This is a genomic window from Allosphingosinicella deserti, from assembly GCF_003012735.1.
Taxonomy (GTDB): Bacteria; Pseudomonadota; Alphaproteobacteria; order Sphingomonadales; family Sphingomonadaceae; genus Allosphingosinicella; species Allosphingosinicella deserti.
The window spans coordinates 543,116-568,072 of sequence record NZ_PXYI01000001.1 but is presented as its reverse complement, the minus strand read 5'-3'; the positions used below and the strand labels follow the sequence as shown (position 1 = coordinate 568,072).

General features: G+C 65.5%; 33 protein-coding genes and 1 tRNA gene. 16 read left to right on the top strand and 18 right to left on the bottom strand.

Annotation, left to right across the window (positions count from 1 at the left end):
- Positions 1-24 precede the first annotated feature (24 nt).
- The 3 genes from C7I55_RS02655 to C7I55_RS02645 all read left to right on the top strand — a co-directional run bounded on the left by C7I55_RS02655 (position 25) and on the right by C7I55_RS02645 (position 3,475).
- Positions 25-876 carry a helix-turn-helix domain-containing protein gene (locus C7I55_RS02655; RefSeq protein ID WP_106511310.1) on the top strand — a complete coding sequence of 284 codons (852 nt, stop codon included), beginning with the start codon at positions 25-27 and terminating at the stop codon, positions 874-876.
- Positions 877-953: 77 nt separating this feature from the next.
- Positions 954-1,832 (top strand): DUF7518 family protein, encoded by an 879-nt coding sequence (locus tag C7I55_RS02650; protein WP_106511309.1) that lies wholly within the window; start codon positions 954-956, stop codon positions 1,830-1,832.
- 413 nt (positions 1,833-2,245) lie between these two features.
- Positions 2,246-3,475 (top strand): hypothetical protein, encoded by a 1,230-nt coding sequence (locus C7I55_RS02645; RefSeq protein WP_106511308.1) that lies wholly within the window; start codon positions 2,246-2,248, stop codon positions 3,473-3,475.
- On the opposite strand, the gene C7I55_RS27685 is transcribed toward C7I55_RS02645, so the two are convergent.
- Complete coding sequence (locus C7I55_RS27685; protein WP_146150908.1) at positions 3,441-3,851, bottom strand: hypothetical protein; 411 nt, start codon at positions 3,849-3,851, stop codon at positions 3,441-3,443. The two genes, C7I55_RS02645 and C7I55_RS27685, sit on opposite strands and share 35 nt — an antisense overlap.
- A 76-nt stretch (positions 3,852-3,927) precedes the next feature.
- Here C7I55_RS27685 and tilS point away from each other — a divergent pair, with 76 nt between their 5' ends.
- Complete coding sequence (gene tilS / locus C7I55_RS02640) at positions 3,928-4,890, top strand: tRNA lysidine(34) synthetase TilS (protein ID WP_106511307.1); 963 nt, start codon at positions 3,928-3,930, stop codon at positions 4,888-4,890.
- On the opposite strand, the gene C7I55_RS02635 is transcribed toward tilS, so the two are convergent.
- From C7I55_RS02635 to C7I55_RS02610, 6 genes are all read right to left on the bottom strand, one after another.
- The gene (locus C7I55_RS02635) at positions 4,887-6,356 is read right to left on the bottom strand and encodes a carboxylesterase/lipase family protein (RefSeq protein ID WP_106511306.1); all 1,470 of its coding nucleotides are present in this window, start codon (positions 6,354-6,356) and stop codon (positions 4,887-4,889) included. The two genes, tilS and C7I55_RS02635, sit on opposite strands and share 4 nt — an antisense overlap.
- 48 nt (positions 6,357-6,404) lie before the next feature.
- On the bottom strand, positions 6,405-7,592 hold the full coding sequence (locus C7I55_RS02630) for a BaiN/RdsA family NAD(P)/FAD-dependent oxidoreductase (RefSeq protein ID WP_106511305.1): 1,188 nt from the start codon (positions 7,590-7,592) through the stop codon (positions 6,405-6,407).
- An 85-nt stretch (positions 7,593-7,677) separates the two neighbouring features.
- Positions 7,678-8,160 carry a MucR family transcriptional regulator gene (locus tag C7I55_RS02625; protein WP_106511304.1) on the bottom strand — a complete coding sequence of 161 codons (483 nt, stop codon included), beginning with the start codon at positions 8,158-8,160 and terminating at the stop codon, positions 7,678-7,680.
- A gap of 99 nt (positions 8,161-8,259) precedes the next feature.
- Positions 8,260-9,231, bottom strand: coding sequence for an SMP-30/gluconolactonase/LRE family protein (locus C7I55_RS02620; RefSeq protein WP_106511655.1), 972 nt, complete (start codon positions 9,229-9,231; stop codon positions 8,260-8,262).
- 189 nt (positions 9,232-9,420) lie between these two features.
- A complete protein-coding gene (locus tag C7I55_RS02615; RefSeq protein WP_106511303.1) occupies positions 9,421-9,675 on the bottom strand; it encodes a type II toxin-antitoxin system HicB family antitoxin in 255 nt (84 codons plus the stop codon).
- On the bottom strand, positions 9,675-9,908 hold the full coding sequence (locus C7I55_RS02610; RefSeq protein ID WP_106511302.1) for a DUF6894 family protein: 234 nt from the start codon (positions 9,906-9,908) through the stop codon (positions 9,675-9,677). The genes C7I55_RS02615 and C7I55_RS02610 overlap by 1 nt, the downstream gene beginning before the upstream one ends.
- Before the next feature lie 187 nt (positions 9,909-10,095).
- On the opposite strand from C7I55_RS02610, the gene C7I55_RS02605 reads away from it, so the two are divergent.
- From C7I55_RS02605 to C7I55_RS02595, 3 genes are all read left to right on the top strand, one after another.
- Entirely contained in the window at positions 10,096-10,611 is a 516-nt protein-coding gene (locus C7I55_RS02605) for a hypothetical protein (protein WP_106511301.1), read from the top strand.
- A 194-nt stretch (positions 10,612-10,805) separates the two neighbouring features.
- Positions 10,806-11,072: a hypothetical protein gene (locus C7I55_RS02600; RefSeq protein ID WP_106511300.1), complete on the top strand. Its 267-nt coding sequence runs from the start codon at positions 10,806-10,808 to the stop codon at positions 11,070-11,072.
- A 108-nt stretch (positions 11,073-11,180) separates the two neighbouring features.
- Positions 11,181-12,125, top strand: coding sequence for a GNAT family N-acetyltransferase (locus tag C7I55_RS02595; protein WP_106511299.1), 945 nt, complete (start codon positions 11,181-11,183; stop codon positions 12,123-12,125).
- Positions 12,126-12,820: 695 nt separating this feature from the next.
- On the opposite strand, the gene C7I55_RS02590 is transcribed toward C7I55_RS02595, so the two are convergent.
- Together C7I55_RS02590 and C7I55_RS02585 are read right to left on the bottom strand one after the other, a co-directional pair.
- Complete coding sequence (locus tag C7I55_RS02590) at positions 12,821-13,468, bottom strand: glutathione S-transferase family protein (protein ID WP_106511298.1); 648 nt, start codon at positions 13,466-13,468, stop codon at positions 12,821-12,823.
- A 63-nt stretch (positions 13,469-13,531) separates the two neighbouring features.
- Complete coding sequence (locus C7I55_RS02585) at positions 13,532-14,020, bottom strand: metallophosphoesterase family protein (protein ID WP_106511297.1); 489 nt, start codon at positions 14,018-14,020, stop codon at positions 13,532-13,534.
- 97 nt (positions 14,021-14,117) lie between these two features.
- Between C7I55_RS02585 and C7I55_RS02580 the strand changes: the two genes are divergently transcribed.
- The 3 genes from C7I55_RS02580 (at position 14,118) to C7I55_RS02570 (ending at position 15,687) form a co-directional block, all read left to right on the top strand.
- Positions 14,118-14,681 carry a helix-turn-helix domain-containing protein gene (locus C7I55_RS02580; protein ID WP_106511296.1) on the top strand — a complete coding sequence of 188 codons (564 nt, stop codon included), beginning with the start codon at positions 14,118-14,120 and terminating at the stop codon, positions 14,679-14,681.
- A 319-nt stretch (positions 14,682-15,000) separates the two neighbouring features.
- Positions 15,001-15,522 (top strand): hypothetical protein, encoded by a 522-nt coding sequence (locus tag C7I55_RS02575; RefSeq protein ID WP_106511295.1) that lies wholly within the window; start codon positions 15,001-15,003, stop codon positions 15,520-15,522.
- An 89-nt stretch (positions 15,523-15,611) separates the two neighbouring features.
- Positions 15,612-15,687 (top strand) — tRNA-Val (locus tag C7I55_RS02570).
- Positions 15,688-15,831: 144 nt separating this feature from the next.
- Here C7I55_RS02570 and C7I55_RS02565 read toward each other — a convergent pair.
- Both C7I55_RS02565 and C7I55_RS02560 read right to left on the bottom strand, forming a co-directional pair.
- On the bottom strand, positions 15,832-16,191 hold the full coding sequence (locus tag C7I55_RS02565) for a hypothetical protein (RefSeq protein WP_106511294.1): 360 nt from the start codon (positions 16,189-16,191) through the stop codon (positions 15,832-15,834).
- 255 nt (positions 16,192-16,446) lie between these two features.
- A complete protein-coding gene (locus C7I55_RS02560; RefSeq protein ID WP_199192683.1) occupies positions 16,447-16,791 on the bottom strand; it encodes a hypothetical protein in 345 nt (114 codons plus the stop codon).
- A 284-nt stretch (positions 16,792-17,075) separates the two neighbouring features.
- On the opposite strand from C7I55_RS02560, the gene C7I55_RS02555 reads away from it, so the two are divergent.
- A complete protein-coding gene (locus C7I55_RS02555; RefSeq protein ID WP_106511293.1) occupies positions 17,076-17,444 on the top strand; it encodes a response regulator in 369 nt (122 codons plus the stop codon).
- Positions 17,445-17,469: 25 nt separating this feature from the next.
- On the opposite strand, the gene C7I55_RS02550 is transcribed toward C7I55_RS02555, so the two are convergent.
- A complete protein-coding gene (locus C7I55_RS02550; protein ID WP_106511292.1) occupies positions 17,470-17,994 on the bottom strand; it encodes a BLUF domain-containing protein in 525 nt (174 codons plus the stop codon).
- A gap of 222 nt (positions 17,995-18,216) precedes the next feature.
- Between C7I55_RS02550 and C7I55_RS27965 the strand changes: the two genes are divergently transcribed.
- Entirely contained in the window at positions 18,217-18,393 is a 177-nt protein-coding gene (locus C7I55_RS27965; protein WP_158266252.1) for a hypothetical protein, read from the top strand.
- 43 nt (positions 18,394-18,436) lie between these two features.
- Here the strand turns inward: C7I55_RS27965 and C7I55_RS02545 are convergent, their stop codons facing one another.
- On the bottom strand, positions 18,437-19,240 hold the full coding sequence (locus tag C7I55_RS02545; protein WP_106511654.1) for a lipid II flippase Amj family protein: 804 nt from the start codon (positions 19,238-19,240) through the stop codon (positions 18,437-18,439).
- A 394-nt stretch (positions 19,241-19,634) separates the two neighbouring features.
- On the opposite strand from C7I55_RS02545, the gene C7I55_RS02540 reads away from it, so the two are divergent.
- Both C7I55_RS02540 and C7I55_RS02535 read left to right on the top strand, forming a co-directional pair.
- Positions 19,635-20,507 (top strand): helix-turn-helix domain-containing protein, encoded by an 873-nt coding sequence (locus tag C7I55_RS02540; protein ID WP_158266251.1) that lies wholly within the window; start codon positions 19,635-19,637, stop codon positions 20,505-20,507.
- Positions 20,508-20,580: 73 nt separating this feature from the next.
- The gene (locus C7I55_RS02535; RefSeq protein ID WP_106511290.1) at positions 20,581-20,994 is read left to right on the top strand and encodes a VOC family protein; all 414 of its coding nucleotides are present in this window, start codon (positions 20,581-20,583) and stop codon (positions 20,992-20,994) included.
- Here the strand turns inward: C7I55_RS02535 and C7I55_RS02530 are convergent.
- On the bottom strand, positions 20,970-21,545 hold the full coding sequence (locus C7I55_RS02530) for a GNAT family N-acetyltransferase (RefSeq protein WP_106511653.1): 576 nt from the start codon (positions 21,543-21,545) through the stop codon (positions 20,970-20,972). The genes C7I55_RS02535 and C7I55_RS02530 overlap by 25 nt on opposite strands.
- Before the next feature lie 123 nt (positions 21,546-21,668).
- On the opposite strand from C7I55_RS02530, the gene C7I55_RS02525 reads away from it, so the two are divergent.
- Positions 21,669-22,331 (top strand): hypothetical protein, encoded by a 663-nt coding sequence (locus tag C7I55_RS02525; RefSeq protein ID WP_106511289.1) that lies wholly within the window; start codon positions 21,669-21,671, stop codon positions 22,329-22,331.
- A 100-nt stretch (positions 22,332-22,431) separates the two neighbouring features.
- The gene (locus tag C7I55_RS02520) at positions 22,432-22,767 is read left to right on the top strand and encodes a hypothetical protein (RefSeq protein WP_106511288.1); all 336 of its coding nucleotides are present in this window, start codon (positions 22,432-22,434) and stop codon (positions 22,765-22,767) included.
- A gap of 46 nt (positions 22,768-22,813) precedes the next feature.
- On the opposite strand, the gene C7I55_RS02515 is transcribed toward C7I55_RS02520, so the two are convergent.
- The 4 genes from C7I55_RS02515 to C7I55_RS02500 form a co-directional block, all read right to left on the bottom strand.
- Positions 22,814-23,014 (bottom strand): hypothetical protein, encoded by a 201-nt coding sequence (locus C7I55_RS02515; protein ID WP_106511287.1) that lies wholly within the window; start codon positions 23,012-23,014, stop codon positions 22,814-22,816.
- A gap of 183 nt (positions 23,015-23,197) precedes the next feature.
- The gene (locus C7I55_RS02510; RefSeq protein ID WP_106511286.1) at positions 23,198-23,593 is read right to left on the bottom strand and encodes an RcnB family protein; all 396 of its coding nucleotides are present in this window, start codon (positions 23,591-23,593) and stop codon (positions 23,198-23,200) included.
- Positions 23,594-23,821: 228 nt separating this feature from the next.
- Positions 23,822-24,142: an antibiotic biosynthesis monooxygenase gene (locus tag C7I55_RS02505; protein WP_106511285.1), complete on the bottom strand. Its 321-nt coding sequence runs from the start codon at positions 24,140-24,142 to the stop codon at positions 23,822-23,824.
- A gap of 54 nt (positions 24,143-24,196) precedes the next feature.
- Positions 24,197-24,796 carry a DUF308 domain-containing protein gene (locus C7I55_RS02500; protein ID WP_146150906.1) on the bottom strand — a complete coding sequence of 200 codons (600 nt, stop codon included), beginning with the start codon at positions 24,794-24,796 and terminating at the stop codon, positions 24,197-24,199.
- Between the last annotated feature and the right edge of the window lie 161 nt (positions 24,797-24,957).

The window sequence follows — 24,957 nt, the reverse complement described above, 5'->3', positions numbered from 1 at the left end:
AGCTCGGCATTGTAAGGGGCGTTGATGGCGGACACGGTTCAGGATCAGGCGCATGAGGGAACCGTCGGCGATCGGCTGCGTGCCGCGCGCGAGCAGAAAGGCCTGACCCTTCAGGAAGTGGCGGTCCAGACTCGTATCCCGATCCGCCACCTCGAACATATCGAACGCGGCGAATGGGACGCCCTTCCCGCCGCGACCTACAGCGTCGGCTTCGCCCGTTCCTACGCGCAGGCGGTCGGTATCGAGCCGTCCGATGTCGGCGCGCAGGTCCGCGAGCAGATGGGGTTGGCCCGCGGCCCTTCGGGACCGATCACCGCCCATTACGAGCCGGCCGATCCGGCCCGGGTGCCGCCCTGGACGCTGGCGCTCGTTGCGCTGGTGATCGCGATCCTGCTGATCGGCGGATATTATCTTTGGCGCGACAGCGCGGTCGACGATCCCCTGCCGACGACCGAAATCGTCGATGCTCCGGCGCCGCAGCCACAGGCGCAGCCGGTGCCGCAACGTCCTGCCGCTGCCCCGGCGTCCGGGACCGGCCCGGTCGTGCTCACCGCGATCGAAGACGTCTGGCTGCGGGTCGACGAGCCGGGCGGATCGGCCGCGCTCTACCAGGGCACGCTCAAGGCCGGCGAACGGTTCGAAGTGCCCGCCTCTGCACAGGCCCCGCAGGTGCGCACCGGTCGTCCGCAAGCGCTTCGGGTGACCGTCGGCGCAACCGCGATTCCGCCGCTCGGCCCACCGGACCGCACCATCTCCAAGGTCAGCCTGCGCGCCGTCGATCTCGTCGCACGTGCGCAGGGCGCGCAGACGCAGGGCGGCGCAGCGCCGCCCGTGCCGGTCCAGCCCGATCCTGCTCCTGGCGCGACGGCACGCTGAATCGAGCCTTTCTTAATGCTGGTGACAGCCAGTCGCGGCTAGTAGAAGAAGCGTCAGACTGAGAGCGGGGAATATTCATGCGTTTTCACCTTCTTGCCATCGTGCTGATGGCCGGCGTGGCGATGCCTGCCAGGGCCCAGCAGGCGGACCGGATCGATCGCCGGGTGGATCGGCTGGAGCAGGAAATGCGCGCGGTCCAGCGGCGCGTCTTTCCGGGCGCCAACGCGCCATATGTCGGCCCGGAAATCACGCCGGCGACCCCAATCGTCGAGCAGCAGGGCGTTCCCGCCGGGACTGCGGTCTCCGACCTGACGGCCCGCGTCGACGCGCTCGAATCGCAGCTTGCCGGGCTGACCGGGCAGATCGAGCAGAATGCCAATCGTGTCCGCCAGCTCGAGGCGGCGTTCAATACGCTGCGCGACAACACCAACTCGCGTCTAGAGACGCTCGAACGGCCTACCGCCGCGCAGCCGGAGGCGGAGACCGCTCCGGCTCAGGCGACGACGCGTCCTGCCGCTCCGGCTCCGTCCACTCCCGCCCCCGCCGGCAATACGGCCTCGTCCGCCGACGAGGCCGAAGCGGCCTACAATGCCGGCTACAAATTGTGGGAACAGAAGAAATATGGGGAGGCGCAGAAGACGCTGGAAAGCGTCGCCAAGAAGTGGCCCAAGCACCGCTTCGCCAGTTGGGCCGCGAACCTCGCCGGGCGCGCTTATCTGGACGATGGCAAGCCTGCCGCCGCTGCCAAGGTGTTCCTCGCCAATTACCAGGACAATCCCAAGGGCGAGCGCGCCGCCGACAGCCTGTTCTTCCTCGGCCAGTCTTTGGTCGCACTCGGCAAGCCCGGGGACGCGTGCAAGGCGTATGACGAGCTGCAGGACGTCTACGGCGCTACGATCCGGGACTATCTGAAGCAGCGCCTGCCGCAGGCGCGCAGCGCTTCCAAGTGCCAGTAAGCACGAACACCACCCTCTGACGTCCGGAATCGCGGAGCGGTTCGATTACGGCGATCTCTCAATCCTTGGCGTCTTGCGCCTCGAGCGCGTCCGCGCGAGCATCATATTCGCGTGCCATCTGGCGAAGCGTCTCGATCACGTCCGGCGTCGTCACCATGGCGGCGAGACGCCGGCACCGTGCCGCCTGAGCCCTCAAGGAGGCTGCGTCTTCCATCCTTGCCCGCATGGTCCTCTCTGCCGGATCACATCACGAAATCGCGGCGAAAGAGTTCGTTCCGGCATCTTTTTGCGACGAGTCCGCTGTTGCGCGACGGACACGGCCAATGTGGCGACCGGGACAGCCGCCGCTCGATTGCCGCAGGTTCCCCCTTCCGGTATGATCGCAAGCGAGGGGAAGGACGGGGAGTTACTTCATGAACAGCAAACGGGTTGCGCTGCTCGGCGCAACGGCCGCCGTTGCCGCATTGGCGATCGGGACGGCGCACGGCCAGCAGAAGGCCGGCTCGACGGCCACCTACTGGATGAGCGCGGACACGATGTCCGGCATGGGTGCGATGGCGGCAGGCGGCACCGGCGGCATGGTTTCCGCGATGTTGGGCGGCCGCGGTGGATCCGGTTACGCACATAATCTGACACTGCAACTCGGCACCGGCCAGCGCCCGACTGGGGAGCCGAGCGCCGAGCATATTCCGCCTGCCGGACTGCAGGCGGGACCGAGCCTTCCGCTGGTCACGCCCAAGACGGCACCGAGAACCAGCGGACCGACCGAGCCCTGGCGCAATATGGAGAAGCCGAAGGGGCGCATGCTGATCTACTGGGGGTGCGGGGAGCATGCGCGGACGGGGCAGCCGGTCGTGCTCGACTTCGCGGCGATGAGCGCCGGCAAGATGCCGCCAGCCTTCGCCACCACCAGCTTCAAGTTCATGACACCGCCGTCGCCGGCAACCGCCGCAACCTATGGCGATTGGCCGAACGACCGGTCGAAATCGCGCATCCCTGCCAAAGGCTCGCTGGTCGGTGCCCATGTCATCAAGGGCAATTACACGCCGGACATCAATTTCACCCTGGCGCCCGGGCAGGATTTTCTCGCTCCGGTGAATCTCGTGGCGAACAAGGCCGGCCCGTCCGGAGCGGTGCCGCTCGCCTGGAGCGGGGTTCCGGGGGCGCAGGCATGGCTCGCCGGAACGATGGGCTCGGGACGGAATGGTGATTTCATCATCTGGAGCTCGAGCGAAGTGCAGGCGATGGCGATGATGAGCGACTATCTGGCGCCGGAGGAAATCCGTCGTCTTGTCGCCGGCAAGGTGCTGATGCCTGCAACGGCAACCAGCTGCACGGTTCCGGCGGAGGTCGCGAAGGCCGCTCCGCAGTCGATGCTCAGCCTCGCGGCCTTCGGCAACGAGGCGAATTTCAGCCATCCGGTCCGGCCTGCCCGTGCCCCCGCTTCGTGGCGGCCCGACTGGACTGTCAAGCTGCGTACCAAATCCTCCTATACGGGCCTGCTCGGCATGAACATGGCCGATATGATGGGCGGGCGGGATTCCGGCAGCAACGACGGCGATGGCGCCGATGCGACGCCGGCCAAGCCGGAGACGACCAAATCGAAGCTCAAGAAGGGACTCGGCAAACTGTTCGGGCAATGATCCCCTCAGCTCCTCCCCGGGACGCCGGGGAGGAGCATAAACGGTGCCGGCCGAGCAGGAGCGCGCGCACGCTGCCGTGCCCGTGAAAGCTCGCGACCAGGAGGTACGGCAAGGTGAACAAGGCGCCGAGCGCGAGCGTGGCGAACGCGCACGCGACACCGGTTGCAGGACTCCGCTCTCGATAAATCATGCAGGCGCCGAAGAGCATACGGGTTTCAAGATCTGCATAGAATTGCGCGCGCCAGGGATGATCGAGATCGGTCACGAAGGTTGCGACCGCTGCCGCCGGTCCCTGCTCGGCGATCGCGGTGCCGGTGATCGCAGCAACGACGCTCCAGCCGAGTACAATGACGAGTCGAAACAGGTTATCCGACACTCTCCTGCCCGTCCGGTGCTCGCCAGCCCATCGCGGACGTGTCGCAGCCGGTGGGACTTCCGGTTAGAAGGACGCCATGACGACTCCCGTTCCTGAACCCAAGTGGGTCGAGCGCTTCCGACACGATCTTCGGGCGGCCGCCGGAGGCGAGCCGGAGCGGATCGGCGTGGCCGTGTCCGGGGGGCCGGATAGTCTTGCCTTGCTGCTCCTCGCCGCGTCCGCCTGGCCCGGTGCCGTGGCGGCCGCGACGGTGGACCACCAATTGCGCAGCGAAAGCTCGCAAGAAGCCGCTTGGGTCGCACGGACCTGTGCGGACCTCGGTATTCCGCATCGCATCCTCCCCGTCACGGTCGCGGCCGCGTCCAGCGTCCAGGCCCAGGCGCGCGCGGCGCGCTATGCTGCGCTGAGGGTCTGGGCCGAAGACGAGCGTTTGTCCGTCGTCCTGACCGGCCATCATGCCGACGATCAGGCCGAGACGCTGATGATGCGGCTGCTGCGGGGATCCGGTGTAAGCGGCCTTGCCGGCGTGCGGGCCCGGGCACCCTTTGCACGCAATGCCTTGCTGTGCCGACCGTTGCTCGGCTGGCGGCGTAGCGAGCTGGCAGCGATTGTCTCGTCCGCCGGTATTCGTGCGGTAGACGATCCGAGCAACCTGGACGAGCGCTTCGACCGCGCCCTGATGCGGCGTCGCCTTGCCGAAGCAATCTGGATCGACCCGCCGGCGCTCGCCCGCAGCGCTGCCGCGCTCGCCGAAGCGGATGACGCACTCGACGCGATCGCCGGCGCGCTTGCCGATGAACGCCTTTCCAGCGGCGATGGCTGGGCGGTGCTCGCCCCCCAAAATATCCCCCGGGCCTTGCTACGCCGGCTCGTCCGCCGTGCCTTGACCCACATTTCTCCCGGAGCCTCTCCACGCGGGGATCAGCTCGGCATGCTGATCGATCAACTCATCGAGGGTAAGACCTGCAACGTCGGAGGCGCGTTGTGCCGCGGCGGCGAGCACTGGCGCTTCGAGCGGGAGCCGCCGCGCCGGACCTAAAGCCTGTCGGTCAACCGGCAGATATCCACGCGGAGATCGCGACCAGGAATAGCCCCCGTGGCCTCGAACGAGACATGCGCCCGGTCGTCGGGTTGGAAGCGGGGCCATCGCGCGAGGCCGGGCCGGTTCGGATCGCCGGACAGGACGAAGCGGCTCCAATATTCGCCGAGCAAGGCGCCCGACGGCAGACGCTGATCGCCGTAGATATAACCGAGTTCCGCCGAGTGGCTGGTGCGGCCGCCGCCGGGCGCGAGATCGAACTCGTAGCGCCACACCGGAGCACCCTTTTGCGCCATCAGCGACGCCATCGCGCCGGCCGGACAGCGGAAGGTGACGTCGGTGGCGATCTGATCGTCGCGTGTGCCCATGCGCGGATCGGCTGCGGGATCGGGGTGGTCCAGCCGATAGAAGGCGCGCGCCTGCGCCTCGTTGGTCCCAAAGGCCCGCGCGACGAAGGAATCGCGGTGCGGCCGGCCGCCGGGAAGCCCAAGTTCGAAACGGTTGCTGCCGATGAGGAGCGGCTTGCCGGGACCTTCCTGCAAATGCGCGCGCGGCGACACCGTGAACACGCGGCCATCGATCGTCGTCCGCAACCAAAGATAATCGTTGGCCTCTAGCGCCTCGTCATGCAGGCCGAGATCCGCCTTGAGGAGCGCGGGAACCGACGCCGCGCGCAGCTTCGCGACATCGCCTCCGCTCTGCAGCAAGGCATCGACCTGATCGCCGAGGCGCTCCGCCTCCTCGCGGCTACGCCACGGGAGGCCGAAACCCGGCGTTCCGCTCTCCATCACTGCGCCTGCGAAAAGCGAACGCGCAGCCGGGGCGGCGAGCAACAGGCCGACGTCCTGCGATCCTGCGGATTCGCCACCGATCGTTATCCGCGCCGGATCGCCGCCGAAGCGCGCAATGTTTCGCTGCACCCATTCCAGCGCAGCAACCTGGTCCATGAGCCCGTAATTTCCCGAGGCTCCGCCCGCTTCCCGGCCGAGGCCGCGGTGCGACAGAAACCCGAAGATGCCAAGACGATACCGGATCGCGACCAGGACGATGTCGCCCCCGCCGAAGCGTGAAGTGACCATCTCGCCGGGCGAGCCGGCACGATTACTGCCGCCGTGGATCCAGACGAAGATCGGCCGCTTGCCGTCGAGCCCGGGCGTACGGATGTCGAGGGTCAGGCAATCCTCGTCGCCCGACACGAAATCGGCGTGGTTCCAGCCTTGATCGTTCTGGATGCACGCGGCCGCCCGCGCGGTCGCATCGCGAATACCGCGCCACGGCTGCACGGGCGCTGGCGCAGTCCAGCGGCGCGATCCCACCGGCGGCGCGGCAAAGGGAATGCCGCGAAACACCAGTGCATGATTGTCCTCGCTGCCGCGTACGCGGCCCCCGTCCACGTTCACGGGTGGAGGTGCGGCGGCGATAAGCATCAATCCGGCCATTGCCGCCGTCAGGGCGCGTGCGATCATGCTTATTCTCCCATGCTGCCGACCTCATTGCAGCGCGAAGAGGCGGCGTCAAAACTGCATGGCTTGCGCGGCTGCCCAGCCGCTCGCCCAGGCCCATTGGAAATTGTAGCCGCCAAGCCATCCGGTCACGTCCACCGCTTCGCCGATGGCGTAGAGGCCGGGCACCGCCTTGGCTTCCATGGTCCGGGAGGAGAGGCCGTCCGTGGAAATGCCGCCCAGGGTCACCTCTGCCTTGGCGAAACCTTCAGTGCCGCTGGGCGTGAAGCGCCAATCGGAAAGCGCGCGTTCGCTGTCGCCAAGGATGCGATCGGAAAGATTGGCGAGTTCGCCCGAGGCCAGCAGACGCTCCGCAAGCGTCTCCGCCAGGCGCTCGGGCAGCATCCGGCCGAGCACGGCCTTCACGGTCGTGCGCGGCCGCTCGCGCTTGGCAGCGATCAGCCAGTCCCGCTCGACGTCGGGCAGGAAGTCGATGCCGATCTGCTCGCCATGGCGCCAATAAGAGGAGATTTGGAGGATCGCCGGGCCGGACAGGCCCTTGTGTGTGAACAAGGCGGCTTCGCGAAACCGCGCCTTGCCCGCCCTGGCGACCACGTCCGTCGCAACACCGGACAGCGTTCGGAACAGCACTTCGTCGCCGCCGAGCGTCAGCGGGACCAAAGCCGGACGCGGCTCGACGACCTTGAGGCCGAAGCGACGAGCAAGATCATAAGCGAAACCGGTCGCCCCAAGCTTGGGGATCGAAGGCCCGCCCGTGGCGATGACGAGCGTCGGGGCAGCGAATGCGGAGCTGCCATGATCGACCAGGAACAGCCCGTCCGCGTGGCGAACTTCACCGACAGGGTTGCCAAGGCGCAGCGCGACCGAGCCCTTGGCGCACTCCTCAAGCAGCATCGCGACGATCTGCCGTGCGGAACCGTCGCAGAAAAGCTGGCCCAGGGTCTTCTCGTGCCAGGCGATTCCGTACGCGTCGACCAACGCGATGAAGTCATCCGGTCGGTAGCGGCCAAGTGCAGATTTGGCGAAGTGCGGATTGGCCGAAATGTAGCGGTCGGCAGCCGCGTCGACATTGGTGAAGTTGCAGCGGCCACCGCCGGAAATCAGGATTTTCTTGCCCGGAGCATCGGCATGATCGAGCACCGCGACCCGCGCGCCGCGCTGTCCGGCGACGGCAGCGCACATCAGCCCGGCGCCGCCCGCACCAAGGATGATGGCATCATGATGTTCAGGTCGCACCATCGGCTCCGCTCGTCGCCACGCCGCACAAAACAGAACGCCCGCCCCGGCAGAACCGGAGCGGGCGTCACGTCAAGTTTCGGTCGGATCAGGCGTCCGCAGCAGCCTTGCGCGGACGGCCGCGACCACGGCCAGTGGCCTTGGCGGGCTCAGGTGTCGGTGCCGGTGCGTCTTCGCCGCCCTTCTTGCGGCCGAGACCGATCGAATGGGCGAGCGCGCGGCGCTGCTCGGAATAGTTCGGAGCGACCATCGGATAGTCACGCGGCAGGCCGTAATCGGAGCGATACTGCTCCGGCGTCATCTGGTGCGCGGTCATCAGGTGGCGCTTCAGCATGCGCTGCTTCGCGCCGCATTCCATGCAGACGATATAATCGGGTTTGATCGACGCGCGGACCGAAACCACCGGGGTCTTGTCTTCCTGCTTGGTTTCCTGGGTCGGCTTCTCGAGAGCGGAAAGCGCTTCGTAAACCCGCTGGACGAGATTGCCGACATCGCCGACGGCGACGTTGTTGTTGGCGACGTGAGCTGCCACGATATCGGCAGTCAGTTGCACAAGTTGTTCATTTTCCATTGCACTCTCCGTGGTCACGCGATGCGTCTCAAATGAGAATCATGCCCGAAGCAACTTTTCCGAATTGATTCGGTTGCGGCGCTACTCGGCCACTTCGCGTCAATAGCCAAGCCCTATTGTGCTTAACCGTATTTTTCCGAGGAAGTTGTTGGAGGCGAGAAAGAGCGTACGGCCGTCTTCCCCGAACGCACAATTGGCGATCGCGGTACCAGTGTCGATCCTGCCAAGCTCCTTGCCGGCGGGCGTGTAGACATGAACGCCGCCCGGACCAGTGGCGAAGAGATTTCCCTTTTTATCGATTGCCATACCATCCGGAAGACCCGGCAAACCGGACTTGGCCAGTGCGGTCAAGTCGGCAAAAACCCGTCCTTCACCAATGCTTCCTGCTTCGGAAAGTGGGAAGGCCATGATCACGGCGCGCTCCGGATCCGAATTGGCGACGTAGAGCGTCCGTTCGTCCGGTGAAAGGATGATCCCGTTCGGGAAGCTCATATCCTTCACCAGCAGCTCGACATCGCCGTTCGGCCGCAGCCGGTACACGCCGTTCCAGCCGAGCTCCTTCAACGGCGAATCATTGATACCTTCAAGCCCATAAGGTGGATCGGTGAAATAGATCGAACCATCGGAGGCGCGGACCATGTCGTTCGGTGAGTTGAAGCGTTTTCCTTCGAATCGTGTTGCCAGGAACGTCTTCTTCTTGGTCGCGAGATCCAGCTGCGCGACCGCACGGTTGCCGTGATCGGCAACCAGGATCGAATTGCCTGGACCGGGGATCAAACCGTTCGAGCCCGGCTCCCGAAACCCCTTGGCGTCCGGCCCCGAAAAACCGGAAGGCTCGAGAAACACCGTAAGTCCGTCGTCCTCGGACCAGCGATACATTTTGTTGGCGGGAACATCGCTGAGCAGCAGATATCTGCCGTCACGGATCCAGACCGGGCCTTCGCTCCAGGTAAACCCGTCGGCGAGCTTCTCGATCTTTGCGTCCCCCGGGACCAGCGCCGCAAGGCCCGGTGCAGGGCTGACGATCTTCCCGACCGTCTCGTAGGACGTCTTCGAACCCTCGACGCTCATGCACCCTCCCGTTGCCAGCAGGCCTCCGAGAACGATCATCCGCACGCACTTCATCAGGATGTTCCCTCCCTCTTCCCGCCGTCCGACCCGCTTCAACCCACTCCGCACGCATCTGTGTTCGGAGCGATGAAATGGCCCGGCGGGCCTTGTCGGAGGGCAGGTGCCGCAAAACGGCAGGGAAGATCAAGGTCAGGATGCAAGCGGCTCTTCGGCGCGGGTGAACTTCGTCGTTTCGATCATCGGCGCGCCGCAAATTTCGGACGCGGGCGGCGGACGGTGGCCGTGACTCGTCAGGTGACCGAGGCACATTTCGAGCACGAATTTCGCGCGGAACAGGGCGTCCTCCTCATCGTCACCCTCGGCGACCGCCTGCGGCAGATCTGGGAAAACGGCGCGCACCCGGCCCTCCCGCGTTGGCACCAGGCGGACCGGGTAGGCCAGCATCAGGAGGCGCTCCGGCCAAGAGGCAATGTCAGGATCGGACGCTGATCTTCATCGAGCACTTCGATGGTGCCGGCGCACGGCGCGTCGCCGGAGAGCCGGGCCGTCTCGACGAGATCGGCGACGAGACGCTCGGCCTCGTCACGTGCAGCCGCGTCATCGGCGCAGACCTGGCCGGTAAGATCGGGCACTTCGTAATCCTCGCCGCGGAGATGAAAGTAGAAAGTGGGCGTCATCGCCTGCCTCGCTTGCGCTGTCGCTTGCCTCCCTCGCATCCTCTACTCATGACCTGGATCAAGGTTTCTGAAGAAACGCGGCCGAAACAAAAGATAGGCAGCCGCCCGAGCCGGGCAACCAAGTACGGGACGCGCTCGTTCACCGTCCATGCCGCAAACCCTTTCCCACCCTTTGATCGACACAAAGATGTGTCGGGCGGGCTCGATCGCGGCCTTCAAAGCCCGGGCAGCGACGGTCGTTTGCCTGCTGCTCTTGGCGGCATGCGGCAAGGCGGACGATCGCGCGCAGGCATCCGATCTCTCGGCAAACGAGCTTTACAACCAGATCGAGGACGCCCGGGTCTCGCAACCCGAGCAGGAGTCGCGAGGCCCACGCCTCGACAGCCTCGCCGAGCGCGACATTCCAGCCGGCTTCACCGCCGGCGCGCATTGCAGCCTGCGCCAGAGCGATCGCCTGCTCCTCGTTTCGAATACGTCCGGCGGGCTCGCCCGGATCGACGGCCGCGTTACCCGCCTCCGTATCGGCGGTCCGGTGGGGATTTCCGGCGGATTCTTCGTAGCCGACGGTGCGAGCGTCAGCATCGGCCGGGCGGTGCGGGCTCCCGGGCAGGCGAACATGTCTGAAGGCCCGGCGACTGTCAGCGTCGGCGGGGCACCCGATCGCCCGATCGAGAAGATCGAGGCTGAGTGGGCCTGCCGTTAAGCCGACGCCTCCAAGTACGCCTGATAAGCTTCCGAGGTCCGTTGAACCAGGTGCCATGCTCCGCGTGCCTCTGCTGTTCGGCGCCAAACTCTTTCCTTGCTCGTTGCGCTCAGGCGCAGCGCGGGCCGCTTATCGGGAACCTTGGCTGCATCGTTCCGTTCCAATTGCATTCCCCCGATCCATGAAGAGAGACTATGATGTCGCACATCCCCAATTCCGCAATGCCGCACGCAGCCCCGAGCGAGAAGAAGGCGCCTGCCGAGCAGCCGAAATCGAGCATCGGCAGCCGGAGTGCGAAGGTCGCGGATCTGGTACGCGAGAATCCGAAGACGGCGATTGTAGCCGGTGCTGCGGTGGTCGCTGGCCTCGCAGCGGCAGCCGCCATCCCACTCGTCCGCGCGCGCAAGAGCGACAGTGAAAGCGCCGGCGCCAAGACCAAGAAGACCAAGCAGAGCGCCTGATGCGGAGCGGGAGCAGCGGCCCGGCTGCTGCCCCGCGCCTGCAACAACGTCTCCGAGCCCGATGTCGCCAAGTCGATCTGCGCGGCATCGGCTCGCCCGGATCCGGCCATGGGTGACGCTGACCGCGACAAGATGCTGCGCGATATGGCCGCCAATCGCGGTTGCCGGCTGGTCAAATCGCGGCGCCGCACCCCGGGTGTCGGAGATTACGGCCATTATGGCCTGAAGGACGCGGCGTCCGATACTGAAATATTCGGCTTCGGGCCGGATGGGCTGACCGCTTCGCCCGAGGCGATCGAATCCTTCCTTCGCAAGGGGCTCGTCGCCGATTGGAAGAGTTCCCTTGCCGCCGCCGAGCCGGCGCCGCAGACGAAGTCCAAGCCTCGGACCGACAACGTGGCACCCGAAGCGACGCAGGCCGCCCGGCCGCGCGCCGCGAAGGACAAGCGTGTGCGCCCCGCCGCGGAGCCGCCCCCGACTCCGCCGCCACCGCCGCCGCCGAGCGCAAAGCCAAAGCTTAGGATCGTCGAGAGTGCAGTAGCAACCGTTCCGGAAACCGGTCCGCCACCACCTGATCCCCCGCGTGTCGCTCCCCCGCCTCCGGCGCCACCGCCTCCCTCTCCCTCGCGGCCGATCCTCAAGATCCGCGATGCACGCCCGGCAGATGCCCAGGGACTTGCCGCCTTGCTCGGCGACACCGGGGATGCGAAGACGATCGCGGTGCGCATCAGTGCACAGCGAAAGGCGGGCGAGCCGCCGCTCGTTGCCGAGGAAGATGGCGCCATTCTCGGGTGCCTCGCCTGGCACGCACTGCCTCTCCTCCAGCGGGACGCGCCACTCGGCCGTATCACCTTCCTGCATGTCGCACCGCCGGCGCGGCGCCGCGGCATCGGTCGCGCGCTCGTCGAGGAAGCCGAAGCGCGTCTCGCCGACGCGGGCTGCACCCGGGTTGAAGCGCTGGCGGAGATCGAGATCGGCGCGGCGCCCGATTTCTTCCGACGGCTTGGCTGGACCCGCGCGACCTACCGCTACGCGCGCGATCTCGACGTTTGATCTCGCGACGCGGGAAGGCTGCGCAACCGCTCGGCCAGACACAGCAACGCCCCCATTGGACTTGAACAGCACACAACAAGGCGGAACGGAAGGCGGACTGCCGTCCGTTGATCCGATGCAATCCGCACTTTCCCGACAGGAAGTCGAAATGCTTGTTCTTGCGTACTTGTTGCCTTTGCTGCTGATCAGCGCGGTCTTGACCATGCTGCGCATCGCCACGTTCTGCCGACGTTACAGCCGGAGCTGAACCGGATTGACCAGCAACGCGAATTATTCACGTCAGGTCTGCGGCGCTTGACCTGATGTCACGTCGGGGCAATCTATGATGCAGTGCAACATGGAGTGAGTCTCGATGGACCAGCCATTTCTTCGTGTTCGTGCCTCTCGGGAGCGCGCGGCCTGATGGCGAGCCTCCCGGCAGCCGTCGCGACCAGCGGCTTCAGGCTGGTGACCTGCTCGCCTCGCACGCCGTGGGGCATCCACCCGAACCTGCAGAATGATAGCTGCCCACGCTGCGGCTGGAGCCGGTACGAGGACCGCGGCCCACGCAACCGCGGTCAGCTGTCGGGCCGGGCCTGACACGCTTCAGTTCACCGCCTTCGCAATCGGTCGTGCATCGCGCCTCATCCGGATAGCGCGACCCGGAACTTGGCGCTGGCAGCCAGGTCGTGCGAAATGTTTGGCCCTATGACGTCTCAGGCGGCCTTGCGTTGCAGGAAGCTCCGCTCACGTTCGATCCAATGCGCAAAGCTCGGCCGCGACAGGATTGCCGCGATATAGGCGGTCGTCTTCGGATAAGCATCCGGATCCGGTGTGGCGCCAACATGTTCAAGGTTCGCAAACGGGCTCGCCACCGCGATGTCCGCAAGCGTCAGCCGCCCGTCGACCAGAAAGCCATCTTCAGGGATGGTTCGCTCTAGATAGTCGAAGATCGGAGGCAATTCCTCTCGCTGCGCGCGGGTGGCGGCCTTGTCGTCACCCGCCAGGCCGAGGAAACGCGGCGCGACGACTCGGTTGTAGAACAAGGTTTGCCCTGGCGACATCAGGATCGTGTCGGCGAATTCCTCGTACCAGATCGTGCGTGCACGCGCCTTCGGCTCTGCGGGAATCAGCGGCGGATCGGGCTGTAGCGCTTCCAGATACGTGACGATCGCGGTCGAATCGCAAATGGTGAAATCGCCGTCGCGAAATCCCGGCATCTTTCGGAACGGGCTCGCCTCCAGGAATTCGGGCTCGTCCGAACCGAGACCCACCGTTCGATTTTCGATCTCGATGCCCTTCTCGGCTGCAAAGGCAAGAACCTTGCGGACGTAAGGCGATAAGGAATGGCCGTAGACGATCATTGCAAGCCCCCGTTTCGGATCCGCGGAGACACCTACGCCGATCGCCAAAGGGGGACAAGCGCTTCACCCTTTCGCCAGGATCTCGGGCAGGGTGACGGGGCGCCAGGCCCAGACATCGACTCCGACATCGTGTTGGCGCGGCACCGGCTTCAGCTTGCCGTGACTGTGGCCGTGAAGGTCGATCGCTCCCTTGTGTTGGCCATTCCAGCTTCGGAAGGGATAGTGGCAGAGGATGATCTTGACGCCCTCCTGGTCGATCTCGGCATAGTCCTGCACGCTTCCCCAACCCGCGGAACTGAGCGTTCCCGGCGGATCGTTGTTGCCGCGCACGAGATGCTTGGTGCCGTTCAGCCGGCCGAGCAGTGCCGGCACGTCCGCCTCCTTGCGGGCAAAATCGCCCAGGTGCCAGATCTCGTCCGCCGGCCCGACGCGTGCATTCCATGCCTCCACCAGCACCGCATCCATCTCCGCGACAGATGCGAACGGCCGCTTGTGGATGTTGATCGTGCGGTGATCGCCGAAATGGGTGTCGCTGGTGAAATAGACCGTCATGCACGCGCAACGCCGCGCGATCGGACTGGTGCCCCGCCTCTTGTCAGCCCGGCCGCCCTTGCCCAGAGTAAGGAACCGAACAGGTTGGGGAGTGGCAATGATCACGCGCATCCGGGAAGTCCGTCGGTCGCGGAAGCTGACCCTGCAGGACGTCGCCGCGCGCTGCAGCCCGCCGACCACCCCACAGACGATCGGAAGGCTCGAGACCGGGACCCGCACCGTGTCCGTGGGCTGGCTGAACCGGATTGCTGCCGCACTCGATGTCGAAGCCGGCGACCTGGTGCGATTGCCCGATCGCGAGGATGTTCCCGTCGCGGCCATGCTCGGCGCGGATGGCGCCGTCGCGCCCAGACGCGAGCAGATGTCGCTGCAGCCGCGACCGGTTCCTGACAGCGTGGCGATCACCGTCTCGGCCGGAATCGGGGACTATCGTGCGGGCGACCAAATCTGGCTCAGCCGAATTCCCCCGGACGCGATCGGCAGCGCCATGAACCGCGATGTCCTGGTGCCGCGCCCGGGGGGCCGCTTCCTCTTCGGACGCCTGATCGGGCGCGAGGCCGGCAAGCTCCACATCCTGCCTCTGGGCGCCGGCCAGCGGCAATTGGTCGTCGCCAGCCCGCCCTGGGCGGCCGTCGCGGTGACGTTGATCAGGAGCTTGTGAGCGAGCGTGGCGTTGACGCGATACGCCGCGGAGACTCGCCTTGTTCTTCTTCTTCTCGAACCGCTTCGGCTGCCTGGGCTCGCTGCTCATCACCGCTGTGGGTACGTTCGTCCTGCTCGTGCTGATGGGCTGGATTCGGCTTTGATCCGCAAAGATCCGGCGTCCCGTCGCTAATCCGCGTCGTTCCGTCGCCACGATATGGCCGCGCCGACGCGGCCCGCTAGCCATGGACTCCGGCCGTTCGCTGTACGCGGCGGCGGCCAGAACGGGGATTCTCATATCGGCTGCCCCTACGGCGGCACACCTCTCAGGAGTCGGGATGAACATCGTGAACAACATGAAGCTTTCGGTCGCCGCTTTCGCCCTGGCGGCCGCGCTTCCGGCCGCGGCACAGCAGCCGGCGGCACAGGCGGCCGTGGGGCCGGGGACCATCGTCAAGGACGACAAGGGCGCCGAGGTCGGCACCGTCGCCCGCGTGGAAGGCGAAACCTACATCATCAAAACCGACAAGCATGAAGTGCCGATCGCCAGGGCGTCCGTGACGCCGCACGAAGGCGCCCTGCTCTTCGGCATGACCCGCGATCAGCTCAACGCCGCGGTGGAACAGCAATTGGCCAAGAAGGATGCGGCGATCACGACCGGTGCGACCGTGCTCGGCTCGGCCGGCACCCCCGCCGGGACGATCGACGCGGTCGATCCCGAATTCGTCACCTTGAAGCTCCCGTCGGGCAAGGCAGTGCGCCTGCCGCGCACTGCGCTTGCGCTCGGCCAGAGCGGGCTCGTCACCGGTGCCACTGCCGAACAGCTTGAAGCGGCCGCGGCAAGCGCCGGCACGCAGTAAGAGAAAGAGGGGAGTCCGTCGAAGCGTCGAACTCCCCTCTCCATCTTGACCGCGCACGCAAAGTCACGCAAACGCGCCCTTCCCGCACAGGGCGCTTAGCTCAGTTGGTAGAGCATCTCGTTTACACCGAGAGGGTCGGCGGTTCGAGCCCGTCAGCGCCCACCAGCGAACCCGGTTCGCGATGGTTCGGACAGGCAAGCGGCCCGCGGCCCTTCGCCTCCATCTCTGCAGAACTGTTGCGATAATGCCCTGATCTGCTGTCCAGCGCAGCTCAAGCTTTCGCCCTGCCGACGATCGAGCCGCGTAGACTCACTGCATTCTCGCCCACCACGCGAGTGTTCTGGGACGTGGCTCGCCCACCGGAGTGACCAGCCCAAGGCCACTGATCGCGTGGGAAAGCCACTCGAAATCTCGAAACCGCCCGTCTTGCTCCATTTCCGCCCACAAAAAGCGGAGCAACTGTTCCGGCGGTTCACGCTCCGGTCCAGGGGGAGCGAAACATCCCCTGGGGGGCTCTTCTGCCGAGACCGTCACGTCGTCAAACACGTAGATGCGAACCCAATATTCCTTGTCGTCCTTGTTCACGATGACGAACCAGCAGTGATGCTCATCATCCGGTTCGACGCTTTCTTGAACATAGCCTCCCCTTGCCAGCATCTCGATGATCACCTCGGCGACGTTCCATCCCCCAGACGCCTCAAGATCGTCATCGGGCGGCCTTTGTTCGGGGAAGTCATGCAGGCACTCGATTCCGCCTGGAGCGTCGGTCGCGCGGGCCCCGTCGCTGGTTCACGTTTGCTCACCTTACCTCCACCTACGGCTCCGTTCTCAAGAACCACAGGAGGACAAAATAGAAGTTCACTATTCGTTCCAGCTTTCAACTTGCAGGAAGTGAAGGGTCGTGATTTCGTCCGAGCGATCGCACTAGCAACGGTTAACGCCACTTGCTGTGGCCTTCGCTGAATGCGCGTGGCCCGTCCCAGAGTCAGGGGTTGGGCCCGCGGCGGACACCATCCAGCTTCGGGCCGCGCGTTGGGCGGCGGCGATCTGGGCCATGGTCATGTCGACGGCGAGACTTGCGCGCGCTTCGGCGGCGCTGGCGTGGCCGGTCAGCGCGGCCAGGTTGAAGCATTTGTGCGCCTCGACGATGTCGACCGGCTTGCCGCCGGTTCCCGTTGAATAACTGATCCCCAGATCGAACAGGATGTCCGCGTCGCGCGCGCACGGCACCGGGCCGCTCGCGGGCATGGCTGCCGCAAGTGTCGTCATGTCTTCTCTCCGCATTATGGCGCGCGCCCTGCGCACCGAAATTCATTTCCAGCAGCCGCGCTGCGGGACCGCGCGCAGGCCGTCGTGCCGCGAACCTCGGCGGCCTCATCCTCAGCATTGCTGCGCAGCAATCGCGCTAAGCGCGCGAAATCAGAGGCTTGCCGACATTGCTACCGACAGATGCTCCATTTCCGTTTGAAAACAATGGTTAACGCCGGAACCGCAGCGCTGCCGCAGGGTTCCTTTCATGTGCAGGTTCAGTGGGTCGGCCTGCCGGAGGTCAGATGGCCGAACGCGTCTATATCGTCGATGAAGATCGAGGTTGCGCCGCCTCGATCGCGCGCACGCTCGAAGCCGCAGGGTATTGGGCGTTTACCTATCCGACACCCGATGCCTTTGCTCAGCTGGCGGCGGACCGGCCGCCCGGCTGGCTGCTGATGGATGTCGGTGGCCCCGGTGCGGAACGGATCGGCGCGATCCGTGCGCTTCGGGAACGCGGTTATGATTGGCCGATGATTGCGATGTGCGCGGTACCGGATCTGCCGCTCGCCGCCCGATCGCTCCACGCCGGCGCACGGGATGTCATCGTAAAGCCGTTCACGCCCGGGGAACTGATCGAGATGCTCCGCGCCGCTGCCGCCTTGCTCGACTGAGAGTCGGCACTCCCTCTCGCCCTGGTCAGCTCGCGTCGGCGAGCGCCTGCATCAAACGCCGAAGCTGCCGCGCATCCCCGCCGCCGCTGCCGCCGCCATCCAGCAATGGCGCAATATGCTTGTCGACGTAGCGCGAGCCGCCCGAATACGACAGCGTCCAATCGTCGAACATGCGGCGATCGATGGGGATTGCGTCGACAACAGTGACTTGTTCGTGCCGGGGATCGCGCGCAATCCGTGCCATCAGCGCGTCGACGACGCCGTCGGCACCCTCGAGGATCTGGGCAAAGCGGGTCCGCGTGAAAACTAGGGTGCCGGTCACGCCGAGGTCGGCGTTGCGCGCTCGGGCAGTCGAGACGATCCGCTCAACCTCCGCCTGTTCATCGCCGGGCGCGAGTGCACTTGCGCTCGCGTAGAGAAGCGACTTCAAACCAATGCCTTTCCGTTCCCCTTCCCGGCCGCCGATCGCCAACCGTTGAGGCGGAGCTTTCGGAACAAAACCAAGGCGGCTGCGAGAGGTTGCACCCAAGTTGCCTGCGCGCGGCAGCATTTCGACCCGAACGGAGACAGGCTTGTCACGGCAACCAGCCTTCCTGTGCAGACACAAGCGCCGAAAGATCGGTCGATTCCCGCGAGGCGCGGCACCAAGTTCGAGTTGGATTCTGCAATCCGAGACGCTGACGGCATTTAGTCTATGCTCCTGGCGCATTGTCTTCGGCAATGTCGTCTCAAACGCTTGACATGGAGTCTCATTCGAGTGCCTGCCGAATGCATGGATCGCCCTCGCGTCGAATGGACACTCGCCTTGCTCTCGATCGGCGCTGCGATCGTGACGCTACTGGCCGCGGCCATATTGCGCCCCTACGATCCGCGTGCGCACATGCTCGCGGCAGCCTTGATGAGCCTGTCGCTGTGGCTCGTCATCGGCCTGTATCCAGGACGCGACTGAAGGATCCGGCGCCGTTCCACGGACCCGAGGCCTCGGCGAGAGTTCAAATCGAACGCGCGACGAATACGACCAGATAGGCTGCGGGTACGAGCAATGCCTGTGCGACCAACGTACCCGCCACCCGGCTGATGCTGAGCGCGACGACGGCGCGGCGGAAAGCCGGCTCGCTGACCCGGCCATCGACAACGTCGTCGGTCATCACCGACAATTGTGGGTCGATGAACACGAACAGCAGCAAGGTCGCCACTCCGTTTACCACCGCCGACAGCGACGAGGCAGTCACGCGGAAATCCGGTTCGAGGTAGCCGGCGTAGAACGTCGCGTAGATCCCGACCGTCAGCAATGCCTGCGCGGCAACGTTCATCGCAATCACGCGGATCGGTAGTCCGGTGCCGCCCTTCAGCGCCGTCACCTGCCGGACTCGCGGCGGGGTCAGCGCCTCCCTCACGGCGCCGAGGCCTCCTTTGGCAAAGCCATGAAGAAGCATCTTCGCAATCGATCGATGCACCTGGAAATGCAGCACGGCACGGCTGAAGAGGCGTTGAAACGTCGGCACGGCTAGCGCGCCGACGAGCGTCGCCAAGGTCGCCGTCAGCAGTATCCAGCGTAGATCGGACAGGACGTGGGCGGTCAATGGAGAGGCGAGATCCTCCTCGATCCTCTTGGCGAGGAACGGCCCTTGAAACGAGTTCGAGGTTCGCGAGACCAGCACGAGGATGTTGAACAAGGCGAAGGATATCGCGATCCGGCGCGTCCGCACGCCCGCAATCCGCACCGCATAAGCCAGCGCCCCGATGAGGTGGATGACAAAGGTGAGCGCGCAGATCGCCAGCAGTTCGAGGTCCACCTTGTTCTCCCTTTTCCGCAAGCTGATGCCGCCGTGGCTGCGGCTCTGCAAGCTGTGGCCTTCGCCGTCCCACGGCACGCGCGCTGCCGCGGCGGGGTGCCAGAAAAGACGGGGCGCCCGTCTGTCGCCGGGCGCCCCAGTTCTACCGTCCAGTGCCTGGTAGGGAGACCAGACGTGGAATCAACAGACTGATCCAGGTTAGGTTCCCCAACCTCGCCAGCACATCGGAGAACCTTGTGAATGCGGGAAAGTCCGCCCAAGCCCTTCTTGTCTGCCCAAGAGAGCGCCAAGATGGCATTTGCGTAAATCGCACCGCGTTTCAAGTAAGTCAAGCGATTTTCGCAACAGAGTTTCTGCCGTCGCACCATAGCCGGATTGTGTTTAGGCTTCGATGATGTTCGCCAATCCATCCGAGCGGCTCATCCGCGTCGACGCCCATGACGATGGCGTGAACCGGTGGGAGATGGCGCGGCTGAGAACGGCCAGCGCCTTGGCGGGCCTGGTGACCTCCTATTCGGACTATTGGGAAGAGACTGGCGGGTTCACGACCCGGCGCGAATTGCCGAGCATCGATCCTGTGCTGATCGTCAATCTGGGCGATCCGATCGACATTGTCGACGGCAATGGCGAACGCATCACGATACGCGCCGGGGAGGGCTTCGCCGGCGGCGTTCATCTGCGGCACGCGCTTGCCCGCTCGAACGGAACGCAGGCGGGAGTTCACGTCCACATGCCCCTGCAGACGCTCGGACGATTGCTCCGCTTGCCGTTGGGCGAGATGGTCGACCGAACCCTGCCGCTGAATGTTGCGGCGGGGGAATGGGGTCGCACCTTGTGCGCCCGGGTTGCGGAAGCGACCACGCCCCTGGATCGTGCCGCCTTGCTCGACGGCATGCTGAGTGAGCGGCTCTCGGATGCAGCCGCCGATCCGCTCGTGACCTACCTTTCGGCGGCACTTCACCGATCTGCCGAGGAGAAGGTCGGCGACCTCGCCGCGGACCTCGGGTGCAGCCGCAAGCACCTCAGCGTCCGCTTCCGCCAGGCGACCGGGGTCAGCCCGCGCCTCTACCGCCGCCTCGCCCGGTTCGGACGGTTGACCGCGCAGCTGCAAAGCGGAAGCCGAACCGAATGGGCGGCGCTCGCACTCGAAGCAGGCTATTTCGATCAGCCGCATATGCTCCGCGACTTCCGTGAGTTCGCCGGTGTCACGCCGCGCATGTTCCTCGCCCGCTCTCTCCCCAACATGGGCGGATTGGTCGAAGACTGAGGTTACAAACGTGCAATCAGGGCAGCGATCTTTCTGACAAGCAATGGCCTCCCCAGATGACAGGAGCCAAATCATGACGTTACGCCCCGGCATAATCGCCAATCTCAGCTACCGGGACGCGCCCGCCGCCATCGACTTGCTTTGCGCTGCATTCGGCTTCACCCGGCATGCCGTTCATGCGAGCGAAGACGGCGTTAGCATTCAGCACGCCCAACTGACCCTCGGCGACAGCATGATCATGCTCAACACGGCACATTCCAACCCGTTCGGGATGGCGACCCCCGCGGAGACCGAGGGCCGTGTCACCTGCATCCTCTATGTCGTGCTCGACGATCCGGACGCGCACCACGCTCGGGCCGCCGCCGCGGGCGTCGAGATCATCAATCCGCCGCGCGATCAGGATTATGGCGGCCGCAGCTACGAAGCGCGTGACTCCGAAGGGAACGTTTGGAGCTTCGGCTCCTACGATCCCTGGGCCACCGGCTGAACGTTCGCAGGTTTCGCGACGGAGGTGTCGGGGCCGGGTGATCTCCACTCGCCCCTGAGCACCGCCATGATCGCGGTATCCCAGCGTTCGCTTCCGACACGGGTGGACGAACGCCGCACGCCTTCGGTGACGAAGCCGAGCCGACGATAGGTGCGGATCGCCGCTCTGTTCCAGGCGTACACGTTGAGTTCGAGCCGCTCCACCTCGTGGTGAGCAAAGGCCCGGTCGACGACCTGCCGCACCATCGGCACCGCAAGCCCCTGACCGCGTGCATCGGGCGCGATCGCCACGCGGGCAAGGCGGGCGCTGCCGTTCCGCCAGTCGAACGCCAGCTGCACATGCCCCACCGGGCGATCCGCATGAACGCCCATCCAGCACAAGCGGCCGGGAGGGGTGCCGGCGCCTTCGTCGATCATCGCCTGCATCTGATCGCGGCGCAGCGGATGTTCGAGGAACGGACCACCCCATGAGACCAGCTCCGCCTCGGTGGCGAACCAGCCGGCGAGGACTGCGAAATGTTCAGGTGCGAAGGGGATCAGACCGAGCGTCATGAGTATCAGGATAACCGCATGATGCCGTTGCGCCACCCACCTGTCGCAGATCTTTGTCGCCCTGTTGCCCCGGGGCGCCTTCCCGGTCACAATCGCTGACCACGCAAAGAGGAACATCCGGTCATGAGAGGCCTTGTCCTGCCCTGCATCCTTGGCCTTGTCGCGTGCAGTGGTGCCGAGCCCGTGCAGCAGTCGAACGAGGACATGCCCACGGCGCAGACCGCTCCGCAGCCCGCTGCCACATCGAACATGTCTTCGGAGGGAAGCGCTTCGCCGACGCGCGGGACCGCCCCTTCCTCCCCCGACCAGCCGCTTGCCGCCACCGGATGGGGGCCGCTCCGCATCGGCATGAGCGTCGCCGAGGTCGTTGCAGCGCTCGGTCCGGATTCCAATTCCGGCGCCGTTGGCGGCCCCGATCCGGAGGCCTGCGATCAGTTCCACCCGGCCCGTGCTCCGGAGGGACTGTTGGTGATGATCGAAGACGGCAAGCTGACCCGCATCTCACTCATCGACGGCGCGACGCTGCGCACCGATCGGGGCCTCGGCGTCGGCGACAGCAAGGCGAAGGTGGTGAGCACATACGGGGCATCTGCGGACGAGACGCCGCACAAATATGAGGCCGCGCCCGCGGTCTATGTCACCGTCTGGAAGGCTGGCGGCGGCACCGGCGACTATGTCCAGAACGCCGCTGCCCGGGGCATCGTTTACGAAATCGGCGCGAACGGACGGGTGCAGGCGATCCACGCCGGCGGTCCGAGCATCCAATATGTCGAAGGCTGCGCCTGAGCCGAATCGCGCGTCGTGGGCGAAGCGGCGGCTGCGCCGTTCGCCAGAAGCGCTTCGGCTGCCTCTTTCGGAAGTCCGTGCGCCGATGATAGGAGAGGCCATGGACCGTCGCGCGACCCTTTCCTCCCTTCTCGCCTTAGACAGGCCTCTCTCGGAGCTGAACCAGGCACTCGATGCGCTGGACTGGAGCGACCAGCCGGCCGAGACCCTCAGACGCACGCATCTCGCGGCCGTGCTTCGCCGCTACGCGTCCGCAGAGCTGAGCGCGGAGGACGTCGCGCAATGGGCGAGCCTGGTCGAGAGCCGGGAAGATCTCGGCTTCGAGCCGCGTCACGAGGAGGCGATCGCCGACGCCTTGTTCGATCTCGGCAATCCCGATCTGCAGGGCGACTTGCATGACATCGTGGACGACCTGCTGGACGCGCTCGACGACTGAATCCGGGTCTCTCCGTCCGGCCTGCCTCGCACGCGAAGCTTACGCTTCAGGCGAAGAGATCGCGATCCTCGATCGTCTTGAGCGGCTCCGGCACGACGAGTTGCGCATGCGCCTTGTCCTCGCGCTCCTCGCCGCTGAGGTGGTGCGACGGAAGCATCGAAAACCAGAATTCGCAATAGCGCGCCGAGATGCGCATCGGCATCTGCCAGAGCGCGAGGAACGGATCCGTGGGCGGTCGAGACGGCATATATGCCTCTCCTGTGTCCGGGACTCGAAAGTGAATTCCCAAGCCCCATCCACGCCATTGTGACGGATCGCTGGCGCTCGGGCAAGCGACCTGGCTCGTTGCGCCTGCGCTTCGAACAGGGTCCCCGCGCGGCTTGACGCCGAAGGCCCGGGACGTTCCCGCCCCGGGGCCTTCGGCGCCGGCTTAGAAGCGGCTGCCGAGCACCGCGCCGATGATCCCGCTGGTGATCGCAACAAGCACCGCATCATTGCCCGACTGGACCCAGCGATAGCCGCGCGGGGCGTCGGAGAGGCGGTAGGCGCGGGGATTGTTGATCACCCGGTAGTTGCGGGCATAGCGGCTGTCGAACCGCTCGCCGCGGCGGAAGCTGCGATAGCTGGCGCGGTCGTCGCGGCGCACCTGCTTCACATTGACCACCTGGCGGCCGTTGTTGCGCTGAACGACGCGGGTGGTCTCGACCCGCTCGACCCGGCCGCGATCATTGTCGTAGCGGCCACCCGGTGCGGCTTCGGCGGCGACGGGAACGGCGACGACGGAAGCGGCGACGCCGGCGAGGATGATCTTCTTGACGGTCTTCATGCTCTGTCTCCTTGGTGCGCCGTCATCCGGCGTTGAGAGACATCTGGGCCTCGCGCGTCGCGGAGCTTTGTCGAAAAATCCGGAAAAGTGTCGCAACGTGTCGCAATCGCTCCCCTCCCCTTCAAGGGGAGAGGCCGGGAGACGGGCAGAGTTGTCGGGGAATTGGAGAGATCGGGGGACTCGACCGGCTCCCCCACTTCCTGCCCTCTCGCCTGAACGGGAGAGGAATCACCCCTGCGGGCGGCGATCGATGACCGTGTAATGCGCCGCGCGGGCATCGAAGCGTTTCAGGACCGCACGTGCCGCCGCAGGAACGTGGCTGATCTCCGAATCGGGCCCGACGAATGCCTCGATCGACGCGAGAGAGTCGAACCACATGATCGTCTGAAATTCGACCTCGTCCGCTCCATCGCGCCGCATCAGATCGATATGACGAAAGCCCGCTATTTCCATCGCCTCGATGCCCGGTATGACCTCGCCGCGCACCACATGCTCGTAGGCGGTCGCGTTCTCGACCGTCGTCCAGCCCTTCCAGATCCGGCAAATCATGCTCTCTCCCTATGCCGCCTTCAAGCCCTCGCCGCCACGCGTCCGGCTCCGCTCTCAGGAGACTACACCGTCTTTCGCGCAGGAGTCGCCTCCCCTCAGATGCCGGGCGATCGGCGCACAGAGGCTGACCAGGATCTGGCTCCCGCCGGCGAACACGAGGCTCGCCGCAATGAAATAGCGCAAATCCGCGGTTACGCTCGACTGCGCCTTGGTGAACCCGGTGCTGAGGGAAGCAAAGGGCAGAGCGGCCAGCACGGCGAACATCGTCACGATCAACAAAATCCCGACGGCGGCTTCACCAAGGCCGCGGCACAGCATCCACCCCCGGCCACGCGCCTCGATCAGCATGCCGACGCCGCCGGCACTGACGGCACGAACCGCGATAGCACCGATCAGCAGCAGATTGAGCCGGTGGAGCGGTGCCGAGGCCGCGATCAGCAGCATCGCCCCAGCAAGTGCTCCGCCGATGCCGAGGACCAACGCCGCGAGACGATCATCCCGGACACGCTCCCGCGTCGCCGCCATGATCTCGAGCGCCGAGGCGAGCAGATAGGCGCCTCCGGAGATCCTCAGGAATCGGTCGAGTCCTGCGGACGGGAAAAGCAGCAGCGCGAAACCGAGCGCAATCGCTGCGGCGCCTGCGGCCAGGCTCACGAGCCATCCCGTGCCGCCCGTCGCTGTCGCTTCGTCTGTTTCGGCCATATTTCTCGCTGCGATCGGCTGGCCGGGAGCCCGCCGGGCCATGCGCCCTTGTTCACCCAAAGACCAAAGCAGCATTCTGTTCCCGGTCACGGTGTCGCGGAGAAAGGGAAATG